General features: G+C 30.5%; 2 protein-coding genes. One reads left to right on the top strand and one right to left on the bottom strand.

Translation table 11 applies throughout. From position 1 onward, the window contains the following. Positions 1-9: 9 nt before the first annotated feature. Positions 10-930, top strand: coding sequence for a DMT family transporter (locus Q0352_RS05515; protein ID WP_299524843.1), 921 nt, complete (start codon positions 10-12; stop codon positions 928-930). Positions 931-945: 15 nt separating this feature from the next. Here the strand turns inward: Q0352_RS05515 and Q0352_RS05510 are convergent. Next, positions 946-2,093: radical SAM protein (locus tag Q0352_RS05510; protein ID WP_299524840.1), on the bottom strand; the 1,148-nt coding region annotated here is incomplete at its 5' end.

Raw genomic sequence — 2,093 nt, 5'->3', positions numbered from 1 at the left:
TAGTTAATTATGTTTACATCACATTTAGGTGAATTATTTGCTTTATTAACTGCCGTTTTTTGGACCGCAACAAGTTTATCTTTCCAACAAGCAACAAGAAGAGCAGGGTCACTATCTGTGAACGTATTACGTTTAATGATTGCTCTTTTATTTTATGCAATCATATCTTATTTTTCAAGAGGTATGTTTTTGCCGTTTGATGCATCTGCACATCAATGGATTTGGATGTCAATATCTGGAATAGTTGGATTTGTTTTTGGAGATTACTTTCTATTTAAATCATATGAATTAATTAGCGCAAGAATCTCTATGCTAATCATGTCGCTAAGTGCTCCATTAGCTGCATTTATAGGATGGTTTATATTAGGTGAAACAATGAATCTTATTTCAATTTTAGCCATGTTTATAACCATTTTTGGAATTATGATGGTTATCACAGAAAAAAAGAAATTAGATGATTTAAAAGCTGGAATAAAAAGTAAGGAGTTTCAATTTTCATTTTCCCCAAAAGGAATGTTATTTGCTTTTATTGGATCTATTGGGCAAGCGTTAGGATTGGTTTTGAGTAAATATGGAATGCGTGATTACAACGTTTTTGCAGCAACTCAAATTAGAGTAATTGCTGGGGCTATTGGATTTGTAATATTAATTTCATTGATAAAAAGATGGCCTAAAGTTAAACAAGCCGTTACGGATTCAATTTCCATGAGATTTATATTAATAGGCTCTGTTTTTGGCCCTTTTTTAGGTGTTTACGCATCTTTATTAGCTGTAAAATATACTACAGTTGGAATTGCATCAACCATAATGGCAATTATACCAGTTTTAATTATTCCTCCTGCAATTTTACTCTACAAAGAAAAAGTTACGTTAAAAGAAGTTATTGGTGCATTTATTGCACTTGGCGGAATCGTATTGTTTTTTATTTAGGAAACGTTAGTTTATTTATAACAGCAATAAACCGTTTGTTTTTAAAAGTTGAATAGGTTTTGAGTACCAAAACAACTCAAAATCTTCAAAATGATTTTCAAAATCTGATTTTAATTCTGAAAAAGTGATAGAATTACCGTGAGTAATAGATAATTTATTTAATATATCTAAAAGCCATTCTCCTTTTTCAGCTTCCAAAGAAATTTCAAAATTGTCACTATTATTATGAAATATTAATTGAAGCTTATGTTGGCTTTTCCCTTTTTTAGATTTTGTAAATTCTGAAATTAAAGGGGTTCCACCTAACCAATATATTTTAGCAGAAGGTTTTGTACTAAAATCTACTTCCTCTTCAAAACAAGAACTAATAAAATCATCTTTAATAGTTGTCTTAGGAATTTTAAATTCAAACCACTCTTGTAAAGGCAATTCAAAACCAATTCCATTCATAAAATTATAGATAGATTTCTTTAATCCGAAACTAAATTTATCGTGATTAATTCCTGTTTTATCTTTAAAATCAATATCGTTATTAGCAAAAGAAATGTTTTTATACTGAGGAACAATACCATATTCTGAAGGATTTAAACCAATAGGACTATGTGTTGTAAGCGCAAATTGATGCCAAAACCCAGATTGAATACAACCCAATTCAAATAATTGACGAACCATTTCTAAGCTGTCTACTGTTTCTTGAATTGTTTGAGTAGGAAAACCATACATTAAATAAGAATGCACCATTACACCAGCTTCAGTAAAATTACTGGTAACTTTTGCAACTTGTTCAACAGTTACACCTTTTTTAATTAATGCCAATAATCTGTCTGAAGCAACTTCTAATCCGCCAGAAACAGCAATACATCCTGATTTTTTTAATAATAAACAGAGGTCTTTTGTAAAACTTTTTTCAAAACGAATATTTGTCCACCAAGTCACAGTTAAATTCCTTCTAATTATTTCAATTGCGATTGCTCTCATTAGCGCAGGTGGCGCAGCTTCATCTACAAAATGGAAACCTGTTTCACTAGTTTGAGTAATCATTTGCTCCATTCTATCTACTAATAATGTTGCTGCAATTGGCTCATAATTCTTTATATAATCGAGAGAGATATCACAAAAAGTACATTTTCCCCAATAGCAACCATGTGCCATGGTAAGTTTAT

It is taken from the genome of uncultured Lutibacter sp. (assembly GCF_937891065.1).
GTDB lineage: Bacteria > Bacteroidota > Bacteroidia > Flavobacteriales > Flavobacteriaceae > Lutibacter.
This window is presented reverse-complemented; position numbering and strand designations above follow the sequence as displayed.

What these genes read in the sequence shown, in the direction of transcription:
- Q0352_RS05515 (WP_299524843.1), top strand. Translation starts at nt 10, where the DNA reads ATGTTTACATCACATTTAGGTGAATTATTTGCTTTATTAACTGCCGTT.